Here is a 26,994-nt window from a genome sequence, read left to right as displayed (position 1 = left end):
GTGTCGCGTGGTCGTGTTGCCGACGGCTGCGAATTCAGCGGCCTCGGGCGCACTACAACCCGCTGTTCGTCGCGCGCTGACGCAACAATCCGAGCACCGCGTCGCAGTATGGCGTCGGCACGCCAAGCTTGCGGCCGAGTTCCGGAAACACGCCGAGAATCGGCCCGATCTCGAGCGAGCGCCCCGCCTCGAAATCCTGCAGCATCGACGTCTTGAATGCGCCGAGCTTGCGCGTGACCGCGATCCGCTCGGGGCCGCTCATCCCGGTGGACAACCCGAGCTTCGCGCCGATCGCTGCCGCCTCCTCCATCATCCGCAACGCGAGATCCTGCGTGAACGGATCGTCGAGCAACTGCTCGGCCGTCGACCCGGTCAACGCGCTCAGCGGGTTCATGTTCATGTTGCCCCACAGCTTCGTCCAGATCTCGGTCCGGATCGCGGGCGTCGACTCGACGTCGAAACCGCCGGCCGCGAGCGCCGCGGCGAACCGTGCCGCGGCCACGTCGAGCCGCGGATCGGGCGCGCCGACGATCAGCCGGTTGCCGCGCCCGCGCCGCACGACGCCCGGCGCGTCGGTACTCGACGACAGGTGCACGACGCAGCCGATCGCCTGCGCGGGCGGCAACGCGGCCGACACCGCGCCGGCCGGATCGACCGCATCGAGCGGCACGCCGTCGATCGCCCCTTCGAGCCCGTGCGTGAACCACCACGGCAGCCCGTTCATCGCCGCGACGATCACCGTATCCGGCCCGACCAGCGGCGCAATGCGCGCGGCGAGCGCCGGCAGCGCCTGCGCCTTCAGCGCGATCACCACGTAGTCCTGCACGCCGAGCGCGGCCGCATCGTCGCTTGCGCGCACCGGCACCGACACGGTTGCGCCGGCCTCGTCGATCACGCGCACGCCGTGCGCATTCAGTGCATCGAGCGTCGCGCCGCGCGCATATGCGCTCACGGTCATGCCGGCTCTCGACAACGCGGCCGCGAGCAATCCGCCGATCGCGCCGACCCCGACCACCGCCGCACGCACCGACCCTGAATTCGTGTCGTTCATGATGGAATTCCGTCTCCTGGGAGCTGACGAGCATAACGCTCAATGGTTGCGGGCACAACCATTCCGGCAACGCAGCGCACGCCGTGCGGCACGGGTTCGTGCGCGTCAGCGCGGCATGCCGCCGGCTTCCAACGCGTCGTCATCGGTCGCGCCGCCCGTCGCGCCGAGCACGCCGGCGATCTGGCTCTTGTCGTGCATGCCGAGCTTGCGGTACGCGCAGCGCAGGTAGTGACGCACGGTCGTCGGCGAGATCGCCATCTGCTGCGCGACCTCCTTGTGCGAACGCCCGGCGCCGTAATAGCGGATCGCCGCGAGCTCGCGCGGGCTCAGCCGGTCGAGCAGCGAGCGCGGCCGCGCCTCGATCTGGAACAGCCCCGCGACGGGCACGCACTGGATGCGCAGCGCGTCGCCGACGAACGGCTGGCCCGACTGGCGCCGCAGGTGCGCGACGAGCGGCTCCGGCACGCGTGCGCCGGCCCAGGCCGGCCATTCGGTGCGCAGCACGTCGTCGAAACCGTGATCGGCATGGTGCAGCACACCGAAGTTGTCGCACAGCGCACGCGCCGCCGGCGCGACCGTGTCGGCGCGCTCGCGCGTGAGCTGCGCGGCCCGATTGATCGTCAGCGCGGCGGCCAGATGCGGAATCACTTCCTCGAAACGCCGCGCGTCGCCGTCGCTGAACGGCCGGTTCAGGCCCTGGCGATAGATCGACATGAACGTCGTCAGGCCGAAGCGGCGATCGAGCGTACACACGCACATCAGTTGCGCGAGCCCGTACTTCACGCACCAGTCGCGAAACCGCGCATCGAGCCCCGGCTCGACGACCGTCAGCCGCACCGCGCGGCCGTGCGCGCCGTGCAGCGTGCGGTGCGCGAGCGGATCGCAATCGCGCACGCGCTTCCAGTCGGTGAAGAACGCATGCGGCAACCGGTACAAGAAGCTGTTGTGCATCACCGGGCCGGTCGGCACATGGGTCGCGACGCCCGTCCACGCAGCATCGAACGGAACGAGCGCCTGCAGCAGCGAAAAGAACCGGTATTCGAATTCGCCGATGGCGGATTGCGCGGCCACCGCGTACAGGTCGAGCAGCATCAGCCCGAGTTCGCGCTGCGCCGCGTCGCCACGCGTGACGCCATCGAAATCGGCGCGCCGGGACGGCAGCGGCGGCCACGCGAATTCGTCGAGCGCGATGGCGGCCGGCACGTCGCGCAGCGCGTCGAGATCCTGCCCGATATCCGTCGTGATCCTCACTTTCCGCTCTCCTGTCCGGTCGGGCTGCTGATGCGCGCAACGACACCGGCCGATTATAGCGAGCGGCTTTTTTGGCGGCCCACGGCGCCGGAACGCTCGCCAGCCCCATCCATTTGAACGGTGCACCGCGCGTTGCTGCTGCGCAGCACGGCGCGCGGCGGCATCGCGCGGCGTTCACGCCGCGCACCGCGGGTTTTCCGCACCGTTCATCTGGACGACTGTTCGACGGTTTTCCCGCTGCGGACACTGCGTCGCGACAACACCCACGACACACCGATGCAGGACGGTATGGAGAGCCCCACGTGACGACACCCCGCTTCATCCGCACGGCCGCGGCCGCCGCGACGCTTGCCGCGTGCGGCGCCGCCGCGCAGGCGCAGTCCGCCCTCACGCTGTACGGCGCGCTCGACGCCGGCGTGCAATACCTGACGCACGCCGACGGGCGCCACTCGGCCGTGCGGTTGCAGAACTACGGCATCCTGCCTTCGCAGATCGGGATCAAGGGCCACGAGAATCTCGGCGGCGGCTGGCGGGCGCTGTTCAAGCTCGAACAGGGCTTGAACCTCAACGACGGCACCGCGACCGTGCCCGGCTACGCGTTCTTCCGCGGCGCATACGTAGGCATCGCGGGGCCGGCCGGTACCGTCACGCTCGGCCGCCAGTTCAGCGTGCTGTTCGACAAGACGCTGTTCTACGACCCGCTCTGGTACGGGTCGTACAGCGGCCAGGGCGTGCTCGTGCCGATGAACGCGAACTTCATCGATCACTCGGTCAAATACCAGTCGCCGACCTTCGCCGGCTTCGACGTCGAGGCGCTCGCCGCGACCGCCGGCGTCGCCGGCAATACGCGCGCCGGCCGTGTGCTCGAGCTCGGCGGCCAGTACACGAGCAACGGCCTGTCGGTGAGCGCGGTGCTGCATCAGGCGCACGGCGACGTATCGGCGGCGGCCGATGCGTCCGCGCGGCGTCGCGAACTCGGCACGCTCGCCGCGCGTTATGCATTCGCCACGCTGCCGCTCACCGTCCATGCAGGCGTCGAACGCCTGACCGGCGACCTCGACGCGGCCCGCACGATCGTCTGGGGCGGTGCGCGCTACCTGACGTCGAACGGGATCGGCCTGAACGCGGGCGTCTACCACACCGATTCGCGCACGCCGGCGATCGGCCACCCGACGCTGTTCATCGCGAGCACCACGTACGCGCTGTCCAAACGCACCGTTGCCTACGTGAACGTCGGCTATGCGCGAAACGGCGGCCAGAGTTCACAGACCGTCTACGAATACGACCCGACGCCACTCGCTGGCGCGTCGCAGTTCGGCGCGATGGTCGGCATGTACCACCTGTTCTGACTCCCTCAACGAGATCCCGCCATGAAAACCCTGTCCCCGGATGCCGCCCTCTCGCCCGACGGCCGCGCGTCGACGTTCGCGCGCTCGACGCTCGTCGCGCTCGTCGTGTTCGCGGCCATCACGCCGCTGTTGCTCCTTGTGGCGCCCGCCGTCGCCGGTCAGCTCGCCACGCAGCTCGGCTTGTCCGCGTCGCAGATCGGCACGTACTTCTTCGTCGAACTCGGCGCGTTCAGCCTCGCGACCGTGCCGTCGTACCTGTGGCTCGGTCGGGTCGACGCGCGCCGCGTCGCGGCGTTCGCCATCGCGCTGTTCGGCGCGGGCAACCTGCTGACCGCGCTGTGGATGCCGGGCTTCGCCGCGCTGCTCGCGCTGCGCGCCGTCACCGCTCTTGGCGGCGGCTCGCTGATGGTGCTCTGCATGACGAGCGCGGCGACGAGCAGGAACAGCGACCGCGTGTACGGCCTGTGGGTCGTCGGCCAGCTGATCGCGGGCGCGGTCGGCCTGTTCGTGCTGCCGCACGTGTTCGCCGCGTTCGGGCTGCGCGCGCTGTACGTCGCGCTCGCCGTGCTCGCGTTGCTCGCGGCGCCGCTGTCGCGCGGCTTTCCGTCGTCGCTCGGCACGCGGACGGCATCCGCGCACACGGCCCGCGGCGACGCGCCGCCGCCGCCGCGACGCTTCGTCGTGCTCGCCATCGGCGCGGTGCTGACGTTCTATCTCGCGATCGGCAGCGTGTGGACGTTCGCGAGCCGCGCGGCGGCCGAGGCCGGGCTCGATCCGCAGTCGACCGGCAACGTGCTCGCGATCGCGAGCGTGATGGGGATCGCCGGCGCGGCGCTCGCGTCGTGCGCGGGCGGCCGGCTCGCGCGGCGCGCGATGCTGGCGGCCGGCTACGCGCTGCTCGCGGCGTCGCTCGTCGCGCTCGCCGCGATGCGTCACACCGGCGGCTACAGCGCGGCGATCTTCGCGTTCAAGTTCGCGTGGACCTTCGTGCTGCCGTTCATTCTCGCCACGGTCGCGCAGATCGACACGTCGGGCCGCCTCGTCGCGACGCTGAACTTCGTGATCGGCGCGGGGCTCGCCGCCGGCCCGCTGCTGGCCGGCCTGATGCTCGACACCGGCGGCACGATGCGCGCGCTGTTCGCAGCCGCGACGGCCGGCGCGATCGTGTCGTTCGCCGCGCTGCGCCACATCGATCGCCGTTCTTCCGTTTCATCCCAACCGTGACAGGTCACGCATCCATGAATCGCACTGCCTTCTTCACCGACGAACGCACTTTCTGGCACACCGGCGGCACGCACGCGCTGTTCTTCCCGGTCGGCGGCTGGGTCCAGCCGCCGTCGAGCGCCGGCTACGCGGAATCGCCCGATTCGAAGCGCCGCTTCCTGTCGCTCGTGCAGGCGTCGGGCCTCGCCACGCAGCTCGACCTGCGCGGCGCCGAGCCCGCGACGACGGCCGACCTGCTGCGCATTCATCCGCCGCACTATCTCGACGCGTTCCGCGCGCTGAGCGACGCGAACGGCGGCGACCTCGGCGATCTCGCGCCATTCGGCAAGGGCAGCTACGAGATCGCCGCGCTGTCGGCCGGCCTCGCGATCGCGGCGGTCGATGCGGTCGTCGGCGAGCGCGCGGCGAATGCGTTCTCGCTGTCGCGGCCGCCCGGCCATCACTGCCTGCGCGACCGCCCGATGGGCTTCTGCCTGCTCGCGAACATCCCGATCGCGACCGAGGCCGCGCGCGCGAAACACGGCATCGAGCGCGTCGCGGTGATCGACTGGGACGTGCATCACGGCAACGGCACGCAGTCGATCTACTACGACGATCCGGATACGCTGACGATCTCGCTGCACCAGGACCGCTGCTTCCCGCCCGGCTACAGCGGCGCGGACGATCGCGGCGAAGGCGCGGGCGTCGGCGCGAACCTGAACGTGCCGCTGCTCGCGGGCAGCGGCGACGATGCATACCGGTATGCGTTCGAGCGGATCGTGCTGCCGGCGCTGGCGCGTTTCCGGCCCGAGCTGATCGTCATCGCGAGCGGCCTCGACGCGAGCGCGGTCGATCCGCTCGCGCGCATGCAGCTGCATACCGACAGCTACCGGTTCATGACCCGCGCGGTAAAGGAAGCCGCGCAACGCCATTGCGGCGGGCGGTTGGTGATCGTTCACGAAGGCGGCTATTCGGAGGCGTACGTGCCGTTCTGCGGGCTCGCGATCGTCGAGGAACTGGCCGGCCTGCGCACCGAGGTCGCCGATCCGATGCTCGACCTGGCGATCGCACAGCAGCCGGGCGAGCGGTTCGTCGCGTTCCAGCGCGCACTGCTCGACGAACTGGCCGTGTCGTTCGGGTTGTAACGCGCGCTGACGAACGATACCGGGCCGGCATGCGCCGGCCCTTGCGCGATCGATGCGGATGGGGTTTCCTGTGTCTTTACCCCTGTTCCGGCCCGAGGCCGCACTCTTCCGATGAAATCGTCCCCGCGCGATAACAACGACAACGCCAAAACGCGCCGCCAGCCGTCGAAGCTGGCCCTGAACATCGCCGCCGTGACGGTCGGCCTCATCACGTTCGCGATCGGCGCGGCGTGGGTGATCTATAGCTGGATCGTCGATCGCGAAGCGCAGTATTTCGCGATTCCGCTGGTGTTCTCGGTGCCGGTGATCGTGGCCGTCGCGATTCGCAGCTTCTGGGAATAGGCGCGCCGGAAACGACGAAGCGCCGCGGTCGGGCGACGCGCGGCGCTTCGTATCGCGCTTGTTTCAACTGAAGCGGTGCGCTCCGCGATCCGCTTGCAAGCGAGTCACAGGCCGGGACGCGGGCACGGATTGGGGGCTGCGCCCTGATATCCGCCGGCCACGGCACCCAGCGCGGCGCCGGCCGCCAACGTGCCGAGCGTTTTCAGCACACCCTCGGTCGACAGCGGCTGGCCGTTGCCCGACATCGCGCGCCCCGAGTACGCGGTGCATGCCGACGACGACGCGACCGTCTTCACAGGCTTGGCACTCCAGGCGATATTGTCGGCAGGCGTATTGGCGAAGGCCGGTGCGGCCAGCATCAGCGCCAGAACGGAAATCGGGATGCGTACGGTGTATTTCATCGGCGGCCCCTCGGTGTCGTCGTGCTGCTGGTATGAAAAGTGAGCACGATATTACACGCGGCCGGTTTGTCGGGCGAGGTCCGGATGCCGGGCGAGGAAACCGGCGTCAACAAAAAAGCGCTGCGGTCAGCCGACCGGCAGCGCTTTTTCGCGAACGGCCCCTGACGGGGGCGCGTTCGACTTCTGGTGCGTGAGGCCGGACTCGAACCGGCACACCCTTGCGGGCGTCAGGACCTAAACCTGGTGCGTCTACCAATTTCGCCACTCACGCGCATTTCCGTCGCCTGACCGCGCGGACGCAAGATGCGTGCTCCACGCGCCCGGGACTTCACGCCGGCCCGAAAACCGGCACGCCCGATCAGGCGAGCGCGAGATTCTACCCGATCCGGGCGGCCTTGTCTCGCCCCGCCGGCGCCCGTCGTGCCGCGGTGCTAGAATGCCGCGCTCGACGTTTCGGCAGCGCGCCGCCGCGCGTCCCCCGAACCCGCCCCACCCGATTCAGCCCGTGAACTTCGACGACTACTGTCAGCAAAAGGCCGCCCCCGCAGGCTCCAGCGTCTACTACGCGCTGCGCCAGGCGCCGCTCGTCACGCAGCCGCGCCTGACCGCGCTGTTCGCGCTGCGCCGCGAACTCGAGGAAACCGTCAAGGAAACCAGCGATCCGACCATCGGACACACGAAGCTCGCGTGGTGGCACAAGGAACTCGCGGCACTCGCCGACGGGCAGCCGTCGCACCCCGTCACGAAGGCGCTCGCGCAGCATCACCCGGCGATCGCCGCCGAGGCCGATGCGCTGCGCACGCTCGTCAACGGTTACGGGATGGACCTCGAACAGGCGCGCTACCTCGACTTCGCGAATCTGCAGCGCTATATCGCGCAGGTCGGCGGCACCTTCGCGTCGCTGGTCGCGCGCGCCAGTTCGGCGAACCCGGCCGCCCCGCAGCCGTGGGCCGCGGACGTCGGCCGCGCGCTGATGCTCGCGCAATTCGTGCAGGAGCTCGGCAACGACGCGCGCCACGGCCGCATCTATCTGCCGATCGACGAACTGCAGCGCTACAACGTGACCGCCGCCGATCTGCTGAACCGCCGCTACAGCCCCGCCTTCACCGAATTACTGCAATTCCAGACGGCCCGTGCGCGCGAGGCGCTCGCGGCGGCCGATGCGGCGATTCCCGCCGCCGAACGCCGCGCGCAGCGCACGCTGCGCGCGCAGATCGCGCTGGCCGGCGCGCTGCTCGACGAAATCACGCGCGACGGCTACCAGGTGCTGCACCAGCGCATCGCGCTGACGCCGATCCGCAAGCTGTGGACCGCATGGCGCGCCGTTCGCCGCCGCTAAGCGGCGCGCATCACGCCTTCAGCAGCGGCAGCGTGTCGAAACGCTGCTGCAGCACGCGCGTCGCGTCGAGCCCCCACCAGGACCCAAGCACGGTCGCGTAAAGCTGGCGGAAATCGACCGCGACCGGCAGGTTGCCGTTGCCGTCGAGCCGCCCGAGCGCCGGCGGCGCACCGTACAGCCCGCCCGCCACGCGGCCGCCCATCACGAAATGCGGCGCGGCCGTGCCGTGATCGGTGCCGTTGCTCTGGTTCTCGCGCACGCGCCGCCCGAATTCCGCATACGTCATCACGAGCGTCTCGTTCCAGCGCCCGAGTTCGATCAACGCCGCGCGCATCGCGCTCATCCCTTCCGCGAACTGCTTGAGCAGCGCGGCGTGCTGCCCCGGCTGGTTCTGGTGCGTGTCGAAGCCGTTGAGCGTCAGGCGCAGCACCGCGACACCGTCCTGCGCGCCGGGCCCGGACGCTTCGCACGCGGCCAGCACCTGCATCGCGGTCTTGACCGACGTGCCGAACGCACCGGCCGGAAAGGCCGTCCTGAATTCCCGCATCCCGCCGCGCGGGCGCAGCCGGTCGGCCGCCTTCACGATGTCGTTCTCGACGTCGATGATGTGCGCGAGCGCCGGGTTCTGCTCGCGCAGCGACGACGGCTCGGCGAGCCGGGCCGCACGGATGAACTGCGCGGGATTGACGAGTGCGATCGCGCGCGCGCCGTTCGACAGCGGCCCCATCTCGGCGCTGCCGAGCACGACGCCGTCCGCCGCGAAACCGGGCGGCACGGGCGCCTGCGCGAACGTGCGTGTGAGCCAGCCTTCGTGCAGGTACTGATCCGAACGCGACGCGGTATCCCAGATCTCGATCGAACGGAAATGCGACAGGTTCGGCTGCGGATAGCCGACGCCTTGCACGACCGCGACCTGCCCGTCGTGCCACAACGGCATCAGCGGCGCGAGCGACGGGTGCAGCCCCGTCTGCGCGTCGAGTTGCAGCACCTGCTCGCGCTTGATGCCGATGCTGCGCCGTAACGAGTAGTACAGCGGGTCCGCGTACGGCACCACCGTGTTGAGGCCGTCGTTGCCGCCCTTCAGCTCGACGAGGATCAGCACGTTCGCATACCCGGCCGCCGGCTTTCGCCCGGCCTGCGGCGCGGCAGCCGCCATCGCGGGCGCCTGCCACATCGACACGCCGGCCGCCGCCGCAGCGCCCGTCAGCGTCAGAAAATCACGTCGGTTCATCGCACATCCTTTGGTTCGCCGCCCGGCGCCTTTGCCGCGGCGGCCGCCCGCTTCGTCGTCGTTTGCATCATTTCAGTTGATAGGCCGGATCCATCAGCAGCGCCTCGAGATACGTGCTGCCGGTCGAATCCGTGTCGATCGCCGCGACCGGCGAGAGTTGCAGCACCGCGTGCTGCAACTGCAGCTCGGTCGACAATCCCGCGATCGCCTGCGGCCGCGCCCGATACTGGGCGAGCCAGCGCTCGAGGTCGAAACGCAGGCCGCCGCGCGCCGGCTTCGCGGGCGTGCCGCGCAGGCCGGTGCCGGACGCCGCGTCGGCCACCGGCATCGCGCGCGCATGCGCGTTCGGCGGCGGCGCGATCGCACGGGCCGGCGGGCGCATGCCGGCCGTCTCGGTCGCGCGGAACAGCTGCTCGACGAACTGCTTGCGCGACAGCAGCGTGGTGCTGTTGATCCACAGCGCGCCGCCCGGCCAGCCCTTCACATTCGGCGGATAGAACAGGTTCTGCCCGAGCGTGCGCACGGTGTCCGCGAGCATCTGCGGATCGCCGTACGCCACGTCGAACAGCCGCACCGAGCCGACCACGAATTCCGCCGGCGACTTGACCAGCACGCCGCGATTGCGCGGATCCCAGAACGCGTCGGTCGACCACAGCGCGGCGAGCGCCGCGCGAATGTCGTAGCCGCTCGCGCGAAACCGTTCGGCCACTGCGTCGAGCGCGCCGGGCTCCGGCGTATCGGACACGAACTCGCGCCACAGCTTGCCGGCGATGAAGCGCGCGGTGCCCGGCCGCTTCAGCAGGATGTCGAGAAAGCCGTCGCCGTCGAACGGCCCGGTTTCGCCGAGGATCGTCTTGTCGCCGGTATCGTGCCACTCGGGCCGCACCGCGAAGCGCAGCGTGTCGGGATCGACCGTCCAGCCCGTCATCGCGCGCGCGGCCTCGGTCACGTCGGATTGCGTGTAATGCCCTTCGCCGAGCGTGAACAGCTCCATCACCTCGCGTGCGAAATTCTCGTTCGGACGGCCCTTGCGATTGCTCGCGCCGTCGAGATACTGCAGCATCGCCGGATCCTTCGCGACCGCGTGCAGCAGCGTGCCGAAGTTGCCGAGCGCCTCGCGGCGAAACAGCGCGTTCTGCGCGGCCATCGTCTGCGGGTAAGGCACCTTGTCCTGTCCGGACGTGAAATGCCCGTGCCAGAACAGCGTCATGCGCTCGGTGAGCGGCGACGGCGTCGCGACCATCTCGTTGACCCAGGCCGCACGCAACGCATCGTAGCGGCGATTGCGCTCGCGCTGCTCGTCGCGCCGCATGTCGGGCGTCAGCGCCTGGCGCTGCGCGCGCGTCGGCGGCAGCTCGGCGAGCCAGTCGGGCCATGTCGTGACGGGTTCGCGGCGCGCGCTGCCGAGCGTATCGGCCACGACCTGCGCGCGCGTCATGCCGACGATGCGCGCGACCTCGGCGGGCGCGGGAGAAAAACCGGTGCGACTGAGGAAAAACAGCGCGTCGTCGGCATCGAGCGGCGACTGCATGGCAGGCGACGGCGCCGGTGCGGCAGCGTTCGCTTTCATCGTCAGGGACTCCCGGAACGCACCGGCGGTGCGGATGCCCGTACAACGGCATTCGGCAGCCGAAAGTTGACGGAAAAAGTGCTACGAATTCTTTCCGCGCGGGGATTTCCGTGCAGGGCGAACGACGGCACGCTTCAGCGCTTGTACAACTCGCGAACGGCGTCTTCGATGTGCTGGCGCAGCAGGTGGCGCTCTTCGGGCGTCATGTGCCCGTCGCGGCGGCGCTGTTCGAGATCGGGAGGCACGGCGGAACGGACCGTCATCTCGGCGGCGCGATCGGGTTGCGGCGCTTTGCCGCGCGGCAGCTTGCGCGACGATGCGCCCTGCTCGGGGCGCTGCGCATACGCGAAGTTCGACGCATACGGACCGGCAAGCGCGATCGTCAGCATCAGTGCAATCCGGGCAGATCGCATGACCGTCCTCGCTTCTTTGGTCGATTTGTTCCCTTCGTCACGCGGCAACCGGCTACCTCTGGTACTTGAAAAACCCTGCGGAATTCGGGTGTGCAAAGATGAAAGATTGAGTGCAGGGGAGTATCTACCGAATTTCGGCTTCGAGTAAAGGAGTCTCTATAGACTGCCTTTACTCCGCGCGACACTACGGGTAAATTTTGTAACCGACTGTAACGCACGAAAATACGCGGCCGTGCGCCAATTCCCATTCGCGATAAGATGCCGATCATGGAAACGAAAAACCCCTCCAAGATTCTCGTCGTCGACGACGACCCTCGCCTGCGCGACCTGCTGCGCCGCTATCTCGGCGAACAGGGTTTCAACGTCTATGTCGCGGAAAACGCGACGGCGATGAACAAGCTCTGGGTCCGCGAGCGTTTCGACCTGCTCGTGCTCGACCTGATGCTGCCCGGCGAAGACGGCCTGTCGATCTGCCGCCGGCTGCGCGGCAGCAACGACCGCACGCCGATCATCATGCTCACCGCGAAGGGCGAAGACGTCGATCGCATCGTCGGCCTCGAGATGGGCGCCGACGATTACCTGCCGAAGCCGTTCAACCCGCGCGAACTGGTCGCGCGCATTCATGCGGTGCTGCGCCGCCAGGCGCCGGCCGAACTGCCGGGCGCACCGTCGGAAACCACCGAGGTGTTCGAGTTCGGCGAATTCTCGCTGAACCTCGCCACGCGCACGCTGACGAAGTCCGGCCAGGAAATTCCGCTGACCACCGGCGAATTCTCGGTGCTGAAAGTGTTCGCGCGCCACCCGCGCCAGCCGCTGTCGCGTGAAAAGCTGATGGAGCTCGCACGCGGCCGCGAATACGAAGTGTTCGACCGCAGCCTCGACGTGCAGATCTCGCGCCTGCGCAAGCTGATCGAACCGGATCCGGGCAGCCCGCGCTTCATCCAGACCGTCTGGGGCCTCGGCTACGTGTTCATTCCCGACGGCGCCGCCTGAGCTTTTTCATTCCCGGTTTCGCCCCGCCCACGGCCCGTCCCATGCGTATCGACCGGCGCCTTCTGCAGCTCGCGTTCGGCGGGCTGTTCTGGCGCACCTTCCTGCTGATCGCGCTGCTGATCTCGGTCAGTCTCGCCGCGTGGTTCCAGAGCTTTCGCGTGATCGAGCGCGAGCCGCGTGCGCAGCGCGTCGCGCTCCAGCTCGTCGCGGTCGTGAAGCTCACGCGCACCGCCCTGCTCTATTCCGATCCCGACTTGCGGCGCGCGCTGCTGCAGGATCTGGAAAGCAACGAGGGCGTGCGCGTGTACCCGCGCGAGAAAACCGACAAGTTCAAGCTGCAGCCCGACGAATCGCTGAACCGCCTGATCGAACACGATATCCGCAGCCGCCTCGGCGACGATACCGTGATCGCGCAGTCGGTCAACGACATTCCCGGCGTGTGGATCAGCTTCAAGATCGACGACGACGATTACTGGGTCGCGCTCGACCGCGACCAGCTCGACAACGTCACGGGCCTGCAGTGGGCCGGCTGGGGGCTGTTCGCGCTCGCGCTGTCGCTGTTCGGCTCCGCGTTCATCACGAGCCTCGTGAACCGGCCGTTCTCGCGGCTCGCGCTCGCCGCGCGCCAGGTCGGTTCGGGCCAGGCGCCCGAGCCGCTGCCCGAGCGCGGGATGGGCGTCGCGGCCGACACCAATCGCAGCTTCAACCAGATGGTGCGCGACCTCGAACAGCTCGAGGCCGATCGCGCGCTGATGCTCGCCGGCATCTCGCACGACCTGCGCACGCCGCTCGCGCGGCTGCGGCTCGAAACCGAGATGAGCCCGTCCGACCAGGCGACCAAGGACGCGATGGTCGACGACATCGAACAGATGGACCGCATCATCGCGGCCTTCATCGACTACGCGCGCCCGTCGCAGCGCAAGCCCGAGCCCGTCGACCTGTCGTCGGTCGCACAGGACGTCGCCGCGCGCGTGTCGGGCGAGGACGGCGTCGAGATCCGCACGCGGCTCGCGCCGAGCGCGATCATCGAAGCCGACGAGACCGACATGCGGCGCGTGATCGGCAACCTCGTCGAGAACGCGCGCAAGTACGGCCAGAGCACGCAGGACGGCATCTCGCGCATCACGCTCGAGACGCGCGTGTCGCATGCGCGCGTCGAGCTGTCGGTGAGCGACGAAGGCCCCGGCATCCCCGAGGATCAACTGCCGCTCGTGATGCGGCCGTTCTACCGCGTCGACACCGCGCGCACCAAGGCGGACGGCACGGGCCTCGGGATGGCGATCGTGCTGCGGCTCGTCGGCCGCTATCGCGGTGCGCTGCGCCTGCGCAACCGCGACCCGGAAGCCGGCCTCGAAGTCACGCTCGAATTCCCTGGCGCCGGCAAGGCGCGTGCGACCGCGTGACACGCGCGCGCACGCATCTTGCGCGCCACACTATCGACCCGGTTGACAAAAGCTATGAGGGTCGTTAGTCAAAATCTATTGAAGCGCCCCGTTAATAGTGTTACAGTGTTCCGCATGCTGTCACATCACCGTTGCAGCACCGAGGTAGCTTGACTCAGTCTTCTTCCCAACTCACACAGGAGTATCCGCATGAAAACCGTGGGCGATAAACTCGAAGCATTCACCGTCGTAGCCGCGAAGCCGGGCTTCAACAATCACGAGGAAAACGGCCAGTCGGCGTTCGAGACCGTCACCGAAGCGTCGTTCCCGGGCAAGTGGAAGATCATCTACTTCTATCCGAAGGATTTCACGTTCGTGTGCCCGACGGAAATCGTCGAGTTCGCGAAGCTGACGAAGCAGTTCGAAGAGCGCGACGCGGTCCTGCTCGGCGGCAGCTCGGACAACGAATTCGTGAAGCTCGCATGGCGCCGTGAGCACAAGGATCTGGACAAGCTGAACCACTACTCGTTCGGCGACGTCAAGGGCGAGCTGATCGACCAGCTCGGCGTGCGCGACAAGGAAGCCGGCGTGGCCCTGCGTGCAACGTTCATCGTCGATCCGGACAACACGATCCAGCACGTTTCGGTGAACAACCTGAACGTCGGCCGCAGCCCGGAAGAAGTCCTGCGCATTCTGGACGGCCTGCAAACGGACGAACTGTGCCCGTGCAACCGTGCAGTCGGCGGCGCAACGCTGTAAGCGCATCGATGCACGAAGCCCGCGGCGCACGTCTGCCGGCGGGCTTTTTTAACGGCCAACCCATAGGAGATATCAATGGAATTCATCGACTCGATTAAGGCGCGTATCCCCGACTACGCGAAGGACATCCGCCTGAACCTGGACGGCACGATCTCGCGCTCGTCGCTCGAAGGCACCGATGCGGTCGGCGTGGCGCTGGCCGCGGCGATCGCGGCGAAGAGCACCGTGCTCGTGAAGACGATCCGCGAAGCCGGCGTGCTGTCGCCCGAAGAGACGAACGCCGTGCTGACCGCGGCCGCGCTGATGGGGATGAACAACACCTGGTATCCGTATGTCGAGATGGCCGACGACGCCGACCTGAAGACGCAGCGCGCCGAATTGCGGATGGGCGCGTATGCGACGCACGGTGGCGTCGACAAGCGCAAGTTCGAGATGTACGCGCTCGCCGCGTCGATCGTCGGCAAGTGCCACTTCTGCGTGAAGTCGCACTACGCGCTGCTGAAGAACGAGCAAGGGATGACGACGACGCAGCTGCGCGACGTCGGCCGCATCGCGTCGGTGATCAACGCCGCCGCGCAGGTGATCGCCGCCGAAGGCGAATGAGCGATCCGGCCGCGCGGCCGTGAGCGGCGCCGGCTGCAAACGAAAATGCCACGCATTCGCGTGGCATTTTTCATTCTGGCGACGCGGCGTGCGGCGCGAACCGCGCGCCGCCACGGCCGGACGTCAGCCGCCCTGCTTCACCAGCAGCGCGGCGGCCTGTGCCTCGATGCCCTCGCCGCGGCCGAGATAGCCGAGCTTCTCGTTGGTCTTCGCCTTCACGTTCACGCGCTCGAGCGGCAGCCCGAGATCCGCCGCGATGTTCGCGCGCATCCCGTCGATATGCGGCTCGAGCTTCGGTGCCTGCGCGATCACGGTGCTGTCGACGTTCTGGATCGCGAAGCCGGCCGCCTTCACGCGGGCGACGCACTCGCGCAGCAGCACGCGGCTGTCCGCGCCCTTGAACGCCGCGTCCGCGTCGGAGAAATGGCGGCCGATGTCGCCGAGCGCCGCCGCGCCGAACAGCGCGTCGGTGATCGCGTGCAGCAGCACGTCCGCGTCCGAGTGGCCGAGCAGGCCGCGCTCGTACGGAATCGTCACGCCGCCGATGATGAGGGGGCGCCCTTCGACGAGCTGGTGCACGTCGTAGCCTTGTCCGATTCTGAAGTCCATGCGTAATCCGGTTTGAGATGAGGTGAAAGTCAGGAAGCGTTCGCGGGGCGCGCGAGAATCGCTTCCGCGAGCGCGAAATCTTCCGGGTACGTGACCTTGAAGTTGCGCAGGCTGCCCTGCACGACGCGCGGCGTGTGGCCGGCCCATTCGATCGCGCTCGCTTCGTCGGTCAGGTCGTGCCCTTCGCGCTGCGCGCGCAGGATCGCGTCGCGCAGCATGCCGATGCGGAACATCTGCGGGGTCTGCGCCTGCCACAGCGCGTCGCGCGACTCGGTACGCGCGATCGCGTCGCCGCCGGCCGGCACGCGCTTGAGCGTATCGGCCACCGGCAGCGCGACGATGCCGCCGACCGGGTCGTCCTTCAGCGTCGCGACCAGTGTGCGGATCAACTCCGGCGTGATGCCGGGGCGCGCGGCGTCGTGCACGAGCACCCAGTCGTGGTCGGTCGCGCCGAATTCGGCCAGTTCCAGCAGCCCGTTCAGCACCGACGCCTGCCGCGAGCCGCCGCCGCAGCGGCGCACCGCGAAGCGCAGGCCCGCGAAGCGGCGTGCGTCGAAATGGGAATCGTCGGGCGCGAGCACGACGAGCGTCTGCGCGAATTCGCTGCACGCGTCGAACGCGGCGAGCGAGTAATGCAGCAGCGCGCGGCCGGCCAGCGTGCGGTATTGCTTCGGCACGGCCGAGCCGGAACGGCTGCCCGTGCCGGCGCAAGGAATCAGGGCAAAAAGTCGGGGAGTCACCAAGGGGAAACGCCGGAAAGATGAAATCGAGAAGCGGATTTTATAATAGGTCTTTCGTCTCGACCGGCGCGCCGCGCCGCGCCGTGCCCGCCACCCCTGCCGTCCCTATGCCAGACAACGCTTCCACCCCGTTCGCCTCGCCCGTCGCCCGCGTCAAACCGGGCCAGCGTTTCGCCTTCGACGGCGCGCACGGCTCCGCCGACGCGCTTGCCATCGCCCGCTATCTCGCCGACAACCGCGACGCGGTCCCGCTCCTTGCGGTGATCTGCGCGAACGCGGTCGACGCGCAGCGGCTGTCGCAGGAACTCCGCTACTTCTCGCCCGATGCGCGCGTGCGCCTGCTGCCGGACTGGGAAACGCTGCCGTACGACACGTTCTCGCCGCACCAGGACCTCGTGTCCGAGCGCCTGGCGACGCTGCACGACCTCGGCGAGGGGCGCTGCGACATCCTGCTCGTGCCCGCCACCACCGCGCTGTACCGGATGCCGCCGGCGTCGTTCATGGCCGCGTACACGTTCGCGTTCGCGCAGGGCGAGCGGCTCGACGAGGCGAAGCTGAAGGCGCAGCTCACGCTGGCCGGCTACGAGCACGTGAGCCAGGTCGTGCGGCCCGGCGAATACTGCGTGCGCGGCTCGCTGATCGACCTGTACCCGATGGGCTCGCCGCTGCCGTACCGGATCGACCTGTTCGACGACCAAGTCGATTCGATCCGCGCATTCGATCCCGACACGCAGCGCAGCCTCTACCCGGTGCGCGACGTGCGTCTGCTGCCCGGCCGCGAATTCCCGTTCGACGAAGCCGCGCGCACGGCCTTCCGCAGCCGCTGGCGCGAAACCTTCGAAGGCGACCCGAGCCGTGCGCCGATCTACAAGGACATCGGCAACGGCGTGCCGTCGGCCGGCATCGAGTATTACCTGCCGCTGTTCTTCGACGAGACGGCCACGCTGTTCCACTATCTGCCGCAGGACGCGCATCTCGTGTTCACCGGCGATCTCGAAGCGTCGATCCGCCGCTTCACGGCCGATACGAAGCAGCGTCACGCGTTCCTGTCGCACGATCGCGAGCGGCCGATCCTCGAGCCGCAGCGGCTGTTCCTGTCCGACGAGGATTTCTTCGCGTTCGCGAAGCCGTTCGCGCGCGTCGTGCTGCCCGCGCAGCCGGCCGGCGGCTGGGCGACCGCCCTGCCCGAACTCACGGTCGACCGCCATTCGGACGATCCGCTCAAATCGCTGCGCACGTTCGTCGAATCGTCGGGCAAGCGCGTGCTGCTGACGGTCGAATCGGCCGGCCGCCGCGAGACGATCCTGCAACTGCTGGCCGAACACCACCTGCGCCCCGCGTCGAACGACCACTTCGCGGGCTGGCTCGCGAGCGACGAACGCTTCGCGCTCGGCGTCGCGCCGCTCGCGAACGGCTTCGCGGTGCCGGGCGAAGGCTATGCGATCGTCACCGAGACCGAGCTGTACGGCGCGCTCGGCCGCCGCGCGGGCCGCCGCCGGCAGGAGCAGGCGAGCAACGTCGACGCGATGGTGCGCGACCTGTCGGAGCTGAAGGTCGGCGACCCGGTCGTCCACGCGCAGCACGGCATCGGCCGCTACATGGGCCTCGTGTCGATGGATCTCGGCGAAGGCGAGACCGAATTCCTGCATCTCGAATACGCGGGCGACAGCAAGCTCTACGTGCCCGTCGCGCAACTGCACGTGATCTCGCGCTACAGCGGCGCCGATCCCGACAGCGCGCCGCTGCACGCGCTCGGCTCCGGCCAGTGGGAGCGCGCGAAGCGCAAGGCCGCGCAGCAGATCCGCGATACGGCCGCCGAGCTGCTGAACCTGTACGCGCGCCGCGCGGCCCGAGAAGGCCATGCGTTCTCGCTCGATCCGCGCGACTACGTGAAATTCGCGGAAAGCTTCGGCTTCGAGGAAACCCCCGACCAGGCCGCGGCGATCGCGGCCGTGATCGGCGACATGACGAGCGGCAAGCCGATGGATCGCCTCGTGTGCGGCGACGTCGGCTTCGGCAAGACCGAGGTCGCGCTGCGCGCCGCGTTCATCGCGGTGCTGGGCGGCAAGCAGGTCGCGCTGCTGTCGCCGACCACGCTGCTCGCCGAGCAGCACACGCAGACCTTCGCCGACCGCTTCGCGGACTGGCCGGTGCGGATCGTCGAGCTGTCGCGCTTCAAGACCACCAAGGAAGTGAACGCGGCGATCGCGCAGATCAACGAAGGCAGCGTCGACATCGTGATCGGCACGCACAAGCTGCTGTCGTCGGACGTGCAGTTCAAGCGCCTCGGCCTCGTGATCATCGACGAGGAACACCGCTTCGGCGTGCGCCAGAAGGAAGCGCTGAAGGCGCTGCGCGCGGAAGTCGACGTGCTGACGCTGACCGCGACGCCGATCCCGCGCACGCTCGGGATGGCGCTCGAGGGGCTGCGTGACTTCTCGGTGATCGCGACCGCGCCGCAGAAGCGGCTCGCGATCAAGACCTTCGTGCGCCGCGAGGAAGAAAGCGTGATCCGCGAGGCGATGCTGCGCGAGCTGAAACGCGGCGGCCAGGTGTACTTCCTGCACAACGAGGTCGAGACGATCGAGAACCGCAAGGCGATGCTCGAGGCGCTCGTGCCCGAGGCGCGCATCGTGATCGCGCACGGCCAGATGCACGAACGCGAGCTCGAACGCGTGATGCGCGATTTCGTCGCGCAGCGCGCGAACGTGCTGCTGTGCACGACCATCATCGAGACCGGCATCGACGTGCCGAGCGCGAACACGATCATCATGCACCGCGCGGACAAGTTCGGCCTCGCGCAGCTTCACCAGTTGCGCGGCCGCGTCGGCCGCTCGCACCACCAGGCCTATGCGTACCTGCTGGTCCACGATCCGCAGTCGCTGACCAAGCAGGCGCAGCGCCGGCTGGAAGCGATCCAGCAGATGGAGGAACTCGGTTCGGGCTTCTATCTCGCGATGCACGACCTCGAGATCCGCGGCACCGGCGAAGTGCTCGGCGACAAGCAGTCGGGCGAAATCCACGAGATCGGCTTCCAGCTCTATACGGACATGCTGAACGACGCGGTGAAGGCGCTGAAGAACGGCAAGGAGCCCGACCTCACCGCCCCGCTCGCCGCGACGACCGAAATCAACCTGCATGCGCCCGCGATCCTGCCGGCCGACTACTGCGCGGACGTGCAGGAGCGGCTGTCGCTGTACAAGCGGCTCGCGAACTGCGAGCACGGCGACGCGATCGACGGCATCCAGGAGGAACTGATCGACCGCTTCGGCAAGCTGCCGCCGCAAGCGCACGCGCTCGTCGAGACGCACCGGCTGCGGATCGCCGCGAAGCCGCTCGGCATCGTGAAGATCGATGCGAGCGAGGTCGCGATCGGGCTGCAGTTCGAGCCGAACCCGCCGATCGACCCGATGCGGATCATCGAGATGGTGCAGAAGCATCGTCACATCAAGCTCGCGGGCCAGGACAAGCTGCGCATCGAGACGCGCTCGCCCGACCTCGCGATCCGCGTGTCGACGATCAAGGAAACGCTGCGCGCGCTCGCCCCGAAACAGGGAGCAGCCGTCGCGGCCCGTTGATGCGATCCTGACGGGCGCGACGTTGCTGCACCGCATCGCGCCCGACGAAGGCGGGCCGGCGCGTTTTTGAGTATGATTTCCCATTCATCAGACGGAGTTTTGCCATGTCCACTCTCGACGCGACGGCGCCGTCCGCCGCACCCGAAGGCGACGCATCGCTCGTCAGCCTGCCTTGGGTCAAGCAACTCGTGTCGATGGACACGACGAGCCGCGTGCCGAACCTCGGCCTGATCGAAACGGTGCGCGACGCGCTCGCCGCGAAGGGCATCGCGTCGACGATCACGCACGATCCGCGCGAAGGCTGGGCGAACCTGTTTGCCACCGTGCCCGCGCACGACGGTTCGACGAACGGCGGCATCGTGCTGTCGGGCCACACCGACGTCGTGCCGGTCGACGGCCAGCAATGGGACAGCAACCCGTTCGCGCCGGAAATCCGCGACGGCCGCCTGTACGGCCGCGGCACCTGCGACATGAAGGGCTTCATCGGCGCGGCGCTCGCGCTGCTGCCCGAGATGCAGGCGACGAAGCTCGCGAAGCCGATCCATTTCGCGCTGTCCTACGACGAGGAAATCGGCTGCGCGGGCGCGCCGCTGATGATCGCCGATCTCGTGAAGCGCGGCGTGCAGCCGTCCGGCTGCATCGTCGGCGAGCCGACCAGCATGCGGCCGATCATCGCGCACAAGGGCATCAACGCGTACCGCTGCTGCGTGCGCGGCCACGCGGCGCATTCGTCGCTGACGCCGAAGGGGCTCAACGCGATCGAGTATGCGGCGCGCCTCATCTGCCACATCCGCGACATCGCCGAGCGCTTTCGCGCCGAAGGCCCGTTCGACGAACTGTACGACGTGCCGTTCACCACCGCGCAGACGAGCACGATCCAGGGCGGCAACGCGATCAACACGGTGCCGGCCGAGTGCCGCTTCGACTTCGAGTTCCGCAACCTGCCGACGCTCGATCCCGAGCAGATCTTCACGCGCATCGAAGCGTATGCGCAGGAAACGCTGCTGCCGCAGATGCTGCGCGAACATCCGAACGCCGCGATCGAGTTCTCGAAGATCGCCGCGGCGCCCGGCCTCGACGCGACCGAACAGGCCGCGATCACGCAGCTCGTGCGCGCGCTGACGGCCGACCAGGACAAGCGCAAGGTCGCGTACGGCACCGAGGCCGGCCTGTTCGAACGCGCGGGCATCCCGAGCGTCGTGTGCGGGCCCGGCAACATCGAGCAGGCGCACAAGCCGAACGAATATGTCGAGCTCGCGCAGCTCGCCGGCTGCGAGCAGTTCCTGCGCAAGTTCATCCGCAGCATGTCGGTCGACGCACACTGACTGCCTCCCGCCACGCCGGCCCGCGTGTGCGGGCCGGCCCACTCCGCCACCCGCCACGTCATGTCGACTGAACAACAGGGCACTGCCCATACGACGATCGACGGCGAGCCGATTCCGACGCTCGACGAAATCGCCGCGCAGCATTTCGCGTTGTCACCGTGGGTCGCGCGCACGCCCGTATTCGAGCGCGCCGACCTGCCCTCCCTCGAAGGCACGCACGTCAACTTCAAGTTCGAGCTGCTGCAGGCGAGCGGCAGCTTCAAGGCGCGCGGCGCGTTCACGCACCTGCTCGCGCTCGACGAAGGCCGCAAGAACGCCGGCGTCACCTGCGTGTCGGCCGGCAATCATGCGGCGGCCGTCGCGTATGCGGCGATGCGGCTCGGCAGCAGCGCGAAGGTCGTGATGTTCCATACCGCGAGCCCGACCCGCATCGCACAGTGCAAGCAGTACCGCGCGGAAGTCGTGCTGGCGGGCAGCGCGTCGCAGGCGTTCGATCTCGTGCGGCGCATCGAGGCCGAGGAAGGCCGCTTCTTCATTCATCCGTTCAACGGCTATCACACGATCCTCGGCACCGCGACGCTCGGCTACGAATGGGCGACGCAGACGCCGGACCTCGACGCGGTGATCGTGCCGATCGGCGGCGGCGGGCTCGCGGCCGGCATGGCGACCGCGCTGCGGCTCGCGAACCCGCGCGTGCACGTGTACGGCGTCGAGCCGGAAGGCGCCGACGCGATGAGCCGCAGCTTCGCGGCCAATCACACGATCAAGATGAGCGCGATGCAGACCATCGCCGATTCGCTGATGGCGCCGCATACCGAGGAATACAGCTACCAGCTGTGCCGGCGTCACCTCGACCGCATCGTCACCGTCTCCGACGACGCGCTGCGCGCCGCGATGCTGTTCCTGTTCTCGCACCTGAAACTGTCGGTCGAGCCGGCCTGCGCGGCCGCGCTCGCCGCGCTGCTCGGCCCGCTGCGCGAAACGCTGCAGGGCAAGCGCGTCGGCGTGCTGCTGTCGGGCACGAATACCGATCCCGCCACGCTCGGCATGCATCTCGCGCACGCGCAACTGCAGCACTGATCGCGCAGCGCGCGTGCGCAGACCCTAGGGTCTGTTTACATATGGAACGCACATGCGAATGCCCGAAATCGCCCGTCCCCCAAGGGGACTTCCTTCGGGGCGTAGGGCAAGAAGTGAGGAGCGCCGTTTGGCCGCGCCAAACAAGCGACGAGCGACGCCGCCATACGGGCGATTTCGGGCATTCCCGTGACATGTTTTTTAAATTTGGGGTTGCCACGAGAACGGCCGCTCGCCGCGTTGCGCTCCTTGCGAATACGTCCAGTATTCGCGGCGTCGCGCGCCTCGCGAGCGGCCGTTCTCGTGGCAACGCATGCGCGTTCCATATGTAAACAGACCCTAGGGTTATCCCCAGATTATGTTGACAGCCCTGTTGATAACCCGCCGGACACGCACGCAAGTGGTTGAGTGCGCAGCGTTTTGCGCGCGCGAAGGTCGATCGTCACGAAATGGGCAGATGCGACGGCTGGCCGCATGCGCGGCGGCGCTCGCGCTGCTCGCCGGTTGCGCGGCACCACCCTCGTCCATTTCCAGCGCGCAACCTGCGTCCTGCACGCAACCGGGCGAAAGCCGCATGCTGCAGGCCGACCTGCTGTTCGGGCGCGACATCGCCGGGCGCGGCCCCGTCACCGATGCCGAACGCGCGGCATTCCTCGCCGACACGGTCACGCCGCGCTTCCCCGACGGCCTCACCTACTGGGACACGCATGGCCAGTGGCGCGACCGCACGACCGGCGGCGTCACGCGCGAAGACAGCTTCGTGATCCGTATCATCGCCGACGATACGTCCGACACGCGCGCACGCCTCGCCGCGATCCGGCAAGCGTACGTCCAGCGATTTCACCAGCAATCGGTCGGCATGATCGTGGTGCCGGCCTGCGCGTCGTTCTGATTCACGGTCGTCCGCTGCCGGCCGCGCGCAAAAAAACGGGCGCCCGAAGGCGCCCGTCGCATGAATGAAGAACAGCGTACCGCTTACTTGTTCTCGAACATGTCCATGATCTGCTGCTTCTCCTGCGGCGTGACGGGCGGCGGCGCCAGCCCTGCCGCGCCGGCCGAACCGAGTGCGTCGTTCGCGCTGATCGCGTTCTCGGCCGGGTTGATGTCGACGTTCGCGACGAAGCCGTTGCCCGGCGTGCGATCGGCGTAGTACAGCTCGCCGTCGATCGAGGTCAGGCCGTCCGGCATCGGCATCTGCTGTTCGGGCACGCCGTTCAGCGCGGTGCGCATGTAGTTCACCCAGATCGGCAACGCGAGCTGCGCGCCGAATTCGCGGCTGCCGAGGCTCTTCGGCTGGTCGAAGCCCATCCACGCGACCGCGACGAGCGACTGCTGATAGCCGGCGAACCAGCCGTCCTTCGCGTCGTTCGTGGTACCCGTCTTGCCCTGCAGGTCGTTGCGGCCCAGCGCGTTGGTGCCCGCGCCCGTGCCGGCCGTCGCGACCGAATGCAGCAGGCTGTTCATCACGTACGCGTTGCGGCCTTCGATCGTGCGCGGCGCCGTGCCGCCCGCGACCACCGGCTGCGACTTCTGCAGCGGCTGGCCGCGCGCGTCGTCGACTTCGGCGATCAGGTACGGATCGACCTTGTAGCCGCCGTTCGCGAACACCGCGTAGCCGGTCGCGAGCTGCAGCGGCGTCACGAGGCCCGCGCCGAGCGCCATCGGCAGGTAAGGCGGCGTCTTCGCCGGATCGAAGCCGAAGCGCTGCGTCACGTACTGCTGCGCATACTGCGTGCCGATCGACGCGAGGATCCGGATCGACACCAGGTTCTTCGAACGCTGCAGGCCGGTGCGCATCGTCATCGGGCCGTCCGGCTGGTCGTCGTCCTTCGGCTCCCATGCGGTGCCGCCCGGCACGCTCGGCGGGAAGTACAGCGGCGCGTCGTTGATCATCGTCGCCGGCCCGAGCCCCTTGTCGAGCGACGCCGAGTAGATGAACGGCTTGAACGACGAGCCCGGCTGCCGCCATGCCTGCGTCACGTGGTTGAACTTGCTCTTGTTGAAATCGAAGCCGCCGACGAGCGAGCGGATCGCGCCGTCCTGCGGCGCGATCGCGACGAGCGCGCCTTCGACCTGCGGCAGCTGCACGACCTGCCAGCCCGTCTTGCCGTCCTTCAGCACGCGCACGACCGAGCCCGGCTTGATGCGCAGCGTGTTGTTCGCGCGGGCCCCCAGCGCGGCCGACACGAAACGCAGCCCGGCCGGGCCGATCGTCGTGGTCGCCCCGCCGACGAACTGCACCTCGACCGCGTTCGGCGATGCCGACAGCACGACCGCCGACTGCAGGTCGCCGTTGTCCGGGTGATCGGCGAGCGCGTCGTCGATCGCCTCGTCGCGTTCGTCGCCGGCCGCCGGCAGATTGATCGATGCCTCGGGGCCGCGATAGCCGTGACGGCGCTCGTAGTCGAGAATGCCGCGACGCACGGCCTGGTACGCGGCCTCCTGGTCGGCCGAGTTGATCGTCGTCGTGACGGTCAGCCCGCGCGTATAGGTTTCGTCCTTGTATTGCTGGTACATCATCTGCCGCACCATCTCGGCGACGTACTCGCCATGCACCGCGTACTGGTTGCCCGGCGTGCGCACGTGAATCTCTTCCTTGATCGCTTCGTCGTACTGCGGCTGCGTGATGTAGCCGATGTCGAGCATGCGCTTCAGGATGTATTCCTGACGCACCTTCGCGCGCTTCGGATTGACGACCGGGTTGTACGCGGACGGCGCCTTCGGCAGCCCCGCGAGCATCGCCGCTTCCGCGAGCGTGATGTCCTTCAGGTCCTTGCCGAAGTACACGCGCGCCGCGGCCGCGAAGCCGTACGAACGCTGGCCCAGATAGATCTGGTTCATGTACAGCTCGAGGATCTGGTCCTTCGTCAGGGCCTTCTCGATCTTGTACGCGAGCAGCATTTCGTAGATCTTGCGCGTGTAGGTCTTCTCGCTCGACAGGAAGAAGTTGCGCGCGACCTGCATCGTGATCGTGCTCGCGCCCTGGCGCGCGCCGCCGTGCATCAGGTCGGCCACGCCCGCGCGCAGGATGCCGAGGAAATCGACGCCGCCGTGCTCGTAGAAGCGGTAGTCCTCGATCGCGAGCACGGCCTTCTTCATCACGTCGGGAATGTCCTGGAAGCGCACGAGGCTGCGGCGCTCCTCGCCGAACTCGCCGATCAGCACGTGATCGGCGGTGAACACGCGCAGCGGCACCTTCGGCTGGTAGTTGGTCAGCGCATCGAGCGACGGCAGTTGCGGCGCCATCACGACCAGCGCGTAGCCGACGATCAGCGCGCCGACGACCGCCAGCGTCGCGAACAGGCCGACGAACCACAGCGCGACGCGCGAGCCGAACGTGCGGCGGCGCCCTCCGCCACCGCCGCTGCGCTGCTGCGCGCGGCGGCCGTCGTCGTGATCGTCGTCATCGGGGTAATAGGCTCCGGACGGCGAACGGCGCAGCGTGTAGTGGGGTTCGTTCCTGTCGGAAGAAGAAGGCAGTCGTTTGATAATTGGCATGTCGGAATGGCGGGCGTACGTGGCGCCCTCGGACGCATGCGGAAATGCAAGCGGATGAATCAGAGTGGGTGCATCGAGATGCGGCTGTCACGTCGACAGACCCCGCCGCGCGGCGATCCGTTCCCGCGACGTGACAGCGCATTTTAATGAAATCGACCGGGGGCCTTCGCGATTTTTTGTAAAAATTCCCGCAATGCCGTGATTTCCGGCACGTATTGTCGGCATCCTCGGCCTATGATGGACACGCAATACGGCACACACAGGCGAATTTCTTTCAGCCACGAAAGGTTGGGCGTCCTGATGCGCGAGGCGCTTGAACTCGCGCGTTTAAGCCGTATTTAAGTGAACCGGTGGTGTAATATCCGCCGGCTCACGCGGGTCGGAACCGGCTCGCAGCGGGCACTGCCGCGGTCACGCGGCGCCTTTCAACCACGGAGGATTTCATGTCGCTTTTCGACTCTATTTCGCGCACGATCAAAGGCCTGCTGAACGATGCGGCCGATTCGGTACAGGATCCGTCGCGCGACGCACGGCAGATCGTGCGGGAGCTCGACGACAGCATCGGCCGTGCCGAGAATTCGCTGATCGAGATCGAGGCACAGGTCGCGACCCAACGCAGCAAGCGCGATGCGGCCGACGACAAGGTGAAGAAGTACGAGGACGGCGCGAAGCGCGCGCTGCAAGGCGGCGACGAAGCGCTCGCCCGCGAGGCGCTCGCGGCCCAGTCGAACGCGGAAGCCGAGCGCGATGCGCTCGCGGCCGAGCTGACGACGCTCGAGCCGTCGGTCGAGAAGCTGAAGGGGCAGATCGCCGACATGCGCCAGCGCCGCAACGACCTGAATGCGCGCTCGAACATCCTGCAGGCCAAGCAGGAAATCGCGCAGGCGAAGGACGTGGCCGCCAGCGCGCTGGGCGGCATCGGCGGCAAGAACCTGTCCGAGGATTTCCAGAAGCTCGAGGACAAGGTCGCGCTGCAGAACGCCCGCTCGGACGCGCGCATCAATTCGGCCGACACGGCGAGCGGCAAGGCGCTCGACGACAAGCTCGCCGCGCTGAACAAGGGCCCGTCGGTGGAAGATCGCCTCGCCGCGCTGAAGAAGCAGCTCGATACGCCCGCGCAGTAACCGCCACGCGG

The 26,994-nt window shown here is 68.2% G+C and carries 23 protein-coding genes and 1 tRNA gene; 14 read left to right on the top strand and 10 right to left on the bottom strand.

The window, feature by feature from the left end; translation table 11 throughout:
* Positions 1-52: 52 nt before the first annotated feature.
* The gene (locus tag HWW87_RS06355; protein ID WP_175819647.1) at positions 53-1,051 is read right to left on the bottom strand and encodes a 2-dehydropantoate 2-reductase; all 999 of its coding nucleotides are present in this window, start codon (positions 1,049-1,051) and stop codon (positions 53-55) included.
* A 105-nt stretch (positions 1,052-1,156) separates the two neighbouring features.
* On the bottom strand, positions 1,157-2,302 hold the full coding sequence (locus HWW87_RS06350; RefSeq protein WP_175819646.1) for a helix-turn-helix transcriptional regulator: 1,146 nt from the start codon (positions 2,300-2,302) through the stop codon (positions 1,157-1,159).
* 302 nt (positions 2,303-2,604) lie between these two features.
* Here HWW87_RS06350 and HWW87_RS06345 point away from each other — a divergent pair, with 302 nt between their 5' ends.
* The 4 genes from HWW87_RS06345 (at position 2,605) to HWW87_RS06330 (ending at position 6,341) form a co-directional block, all read left to right on the top strand.
* The gene (locus tag HWW87_RS06345; protein ID WP_175819645.1) at positions 2,605-3,651 is read left to right on the top strand and encodes a porin; all 1,047 of its coding nucleotides are present in this window, start codon (positions 2,605-2,607) and stop codon (positions 3,649-3,651) included.
* 21 nt (positions 3,652-3,672) lie between these two features.
* Positions 3,673-4,875 (top strand): MFS transporter, encoded by a 1,203-nt coding sequence (locus tag HWW87_RS06340; protein ID WP_175819644.1) that lies wholly within the window; start codon positions 3,673-3,675, stop codon positions 4,873-4,875.
* Between the two features lie 14 nt (positions 4,876-4,889).
* Positions 4,890-5,999: a class II histone deacetylase gene (locus HWW87_RS06335; RefSeq protein ID WP_175819643.1), complete on the top strand. Its 1,110-nt coding sequence runs from the start codon at positions 4,890-4,892 to the stop codon at positions 5,997-5,999.
* 111 nt (positions 6,000-6,110) lie between these two features.
* A complete protein-coding gene (locus tag HWW87_RS06330) occupies positions 6,111-6,341 on the top strand; it encodes a hypothetical protein (RefSeq protein ID WP_050013292.1) in 231 nt (76 codons plus the stop codon).
* A gap of 104 nt (positions 6,342-6,445) precedes the next feature.
* Here the strand turns inward: HWW87_RS06330 and HWW87_RS06325 are convergent, their stop codons facing one another.
* Entirely contained in the window at positions 6,446-6,742 is a 297-nt protein-coding gene (locus tag HWW87_RS06325) for a hypothetical protein (RefSeq protein ID WP_175819642.1), read from the bottom strand.
* Positions 6,743-6,926: 184 nt separating this feature from the next.
* Positions 6,927-7,013 (bottom strand) — tRNA-Leu (locus HWW87_RS06320).
* 234 nt (positions 7,014-7,247) lie between these two features.
* Between HWW87_RS06320 and hpnD the strand changes: the two genes are divergently transcribed.
* Positions 7,248-8,081, top strand: a complete 834-nt coding sequence (hpnD, locus tag HWW87_RS06315) for a presqualene diphosphate synthase HpnD (RefSeq protein ID WP_175819641.1) — start codon at positions 7,248-7,250, stop codon at positions 8,079-8,081.
* Positions 8,082-8,091: 10 nt separating this feature from the next.
* Here hpnD and HWW87_RS06310 read toward each other — a convergent pair whose 3' ends face one another.
* The 3 genes from HWW87_RS06310 to HWW87_RS06300 form a co-directional block, all read right to left on the bottom strand.
* On the bottom strand, positions 8,092-9,312 hold the full coding sequence (locus tag HWW87_RS06310) for a DUF1501 domain-containing protein (protein ID WP_175819640.1): 1,221 nt from the start codon (positions 9,310-9,312) through the stop codon (positions 8,092-8,094).
* Between the two features lie 67 nt (positions 9,313-9,379).
* Positions 9,380-10,882, bottom strand: coding sequence for a DUF1800 domain-containing protein (locus HWW87_RS06305; protein ID WP_175819639.1), 1,503 nt, complete (start codon positions 10,880-10,882; stop codon positions 9,380-9,382).
* Between the two features lie 134 nt (positions 10,883-11,016).
* Positions 11,017-11,295: a hypothetical protein gene (locus tag HWW87_RS06300; protein WP_174390393.1), complete on the bottom strand. Its 279-nt coding sequence runs from the start codon at positions 11,293-11,295 to the stop codon at positions 11,017-11,019.
* A gap of 267 nt (positions 11,296-11,562) precedes the next feature.
* Between HWW87_RS06300 and ompR the strand changes: the two genes are divergently transcribed.
* The 4 genes from ompR (at position 11,563) to HWW87_RS06280 (ending at position 15,032) form a co-directional block, all read left to right on the top strand.
* A complete protein-coding gene (gene ompR, locus HWW87_RS06295) occupies positions 11,563-12,288 on the top strand; it encodes a two-component system response regulator OmpR (RefSeq protein ID WP_004199523.1) in 726 nt (241 codons plus the stop codon).
* A gap of 41 nt (positions 12,289-12,329) precedes the next feature.
* Entirely contained in the window at positions 12,330-13,691 is a 1,362-nt protein-coding gene (locus HWW87_RS06290; protein ID WP_174390394.1) for an ATP-binding protein, read from the top strand.
* Between the two features lie 189 nt (positions 13,692-13,880).
* Positions 13,881-14,429, top strand: coding sequence for a peroxiredoxin (locus HWW87_RS06285; RefSeq protein WP_006478563.1), 549 nt, complete (start codon positions 13,881-13,883; stop codon positions 14,427-14,429).
* Between the two features lie 75 nt (positions 14,430-14,504).
* Positions 14,505-15,032 (top strand): carboxymuconolactone decarboxylase family protein, encoded by a 528-nt coding sequence (locus HWW87_RS06280; protein WP_050013297.1) that lies wholly within the window; start codon positions 14,505-14,507, stop codon positions 15,030-15,032.
* A gap of 123 nt (positions 15,033-15,155) precedes the next feature.
* Here HWW87_RS06280 and ispF read toward each other — a convergent pair whose 3' ends face one another.
* Positions 15,156-15,641, bottom strand: coding sequence for a 2-C-methyl-D-erythritol 2,4-cyclodiphosphate synthase (gene ispF / locus HWW87_RS06275; RefSeq protein WP_175819638.1), 486 nt, complete (start codon positions 15,639-15,641; stop codon positions 15,156-15,158).
* Between the two features lie 29 nt (positions 15,642-15,670).
* Positions 15,671-16,381: a 2-C-methyl-D-erythritol 4-phosphate cytidylyltransferase gene (gene ispD / locus HWW87_RS06270; protein WP_174431465.1), complete on the bottom strand. Its 711-nt coding sequence runs from the start codon at positions 16,379-16,381 to the stop codon at positions 15,671-15,673.
* A 20-nt stretch (positions 16,382-16,401) separates the two neighbouring features.
* On the opposite strand from ispD, the gene mfd reads away from it, so the two are divergent.
* From mfd to HWW87_RS06250, 4 genes are all read left to right on the top strand, one after another.
* Positions 16,402-19,959 carry a transcription-repair coupling factor gene (mfd, locus tag HWW87_RS06265; protein ID WP_175819637.1) on the top strand — a complete coding sequence of 1,186 codons (3,558 nt, stop codon included), beginning with the start codon at positions 16,402-16,404 and terminating at the stop codon, positions 19,957-19,959.
* A 104-nt stretch (positions 19,960-20,063) separates the two neighbouring features.
* Positions 20,064-21,284: an acetylornithine deacetylase gene (gene argE / locus HWW87_RS06260; RefSeq protein ID WP_175819636.1), complete on the top strand. Its 1,221-nt coding sequence runs from the start codon at positions 20,064-20,066 to the stop codon at positions 21,282-21,284.
* A gap of 60 nt (positions 21,285-21,344) precedes the next feature.
* Positions 21,345-22,364 (top strand): threonine/serine dehydratase, encoded by a 1,020-nt coding sequence (locus HWW87_RS06255; RefSeq protein ID WP_174431462.1) that lies wholly within the window; start codon positions 21,345-21,347, stop codon positions 22,362-22,364.
* A 454-nt stretch (positions 22,365-22,818) separates the two neighbouring features.
* Positions 22,819-23,253: a DUF3574 domain-containing protein gene (locus HWW87_RS06250; protein WP_175819635.1), complete on the top strand. Its 435-nt coding sequence runs from the start codon at positions 22,819-22,821 to the stop codon at positions 23,251-23,253.
* 83 nt (positions 23,254-23,336) lie between these two features.
* On the opposite strand, the gene HWW87_RS06245 is transcribed toward HWW87_RS06250, so the two are convergent.
* Positions 23,337-25,859, bottom strand: a complete 2,523-nt coding sequence (locus tag HWW87_RS06245) for a penicillin-binding protein 1A (protein ID WP_175819634.1) — start codon at positions 25,857-25,859, stop codon at positions 23,337-23,339.
* Between the two features lie 443 nt (positions 25,860-26,302).
* On the opposite strand from HWW87_RS06245, the gene HWW87_RS06240 reads away from it, so the two are divergent.
* Entirely contained in the window at positions 26,303-26,983 is a 681-nt protein-coding gene (locus tag HWW87_RS06240) for a PspA/IM30 family protein (RefSeq protein ID WP_175819633.1), read from the top strand.
* Positions 26,984-26,994 lie beyond the last annotated feature (11 nt).

The sequence above is a fragment of the Burkholderia sp. BCC0419 genome (genome assembly GCF_902830285.1).
Lineage (GTDB): Bacteria > Pseudomonadota > Gammaproteobacteria > Burkholderiales > Burkholderiaceae > Burkholderia.
The sequence above is the reverse complement of the archived record's forward strand: the minus strand, read 5'-3'. Positions and strand labels throughout refer to the sequence as shown.